Origin of the sequence: Xanthomonas sp. SHU 199 (assembly GCF_000364665.1) — a bacterium.
In the GTDB taxonomy this organism is placed as follows: Bacteria; Pseudomonadota; Gammaproteobacteria; order Xanthomonadales; family Xanthomonadaceae; genus Xanthomonas_A; species Xanthomonas_A sontii.
Genome location: NZ_AQOI01000453.1, coordinates 1 through 356 on the forward strand (window position 1 = coordinate 1; position 356 = coordinate 356).

The window sequence follows — 356 nt, forward strand, 5'->3', positions numbered from 1 at the left end:
TTTCCCCGGTCCATCCGCCGCTGCGGAAGGGAACCCAGTAAGTCAAAAACCAACGCAACATCAATAGCAAAAGCTATTGCGGATACCGCGCATACATACGTCATTGCATGGTGATGCGCCTGACCTCGGCACGCCGGCACAGCCACCTGTAAGCCACGCACAACCGCGCCTGCAGCTTCTTCGAAAACCAACGTCGTTGCGTGTCCACCGCGATCAACAGCCGACATGGGCTACCACGCGAAGTGCATTCGCTGGCGGCCGCTGGAATGACGGGGGTGTGCGCTGCAGCGGCAGTCGCTTCGGTCTTTGCTGTTGCTTCGGCTTTTGACTTACCGGGTTCCCTTCCGAAGCGGCGG

General features: G+C 59.6%; 1 protein-coding gene. It reads right to left on the minus strand.

Annotated features, from left to right (window positions below; genetic code table 11):
- Window positions 1-100: 100 nt before the first annotated feature.
- Window positions 101-356: hypothetical protein (locus tag D183_RS28030; protein ID WP_232757279.1), on the minus strand; the 256-nt coding region annotated here is incomplete at its 5' end.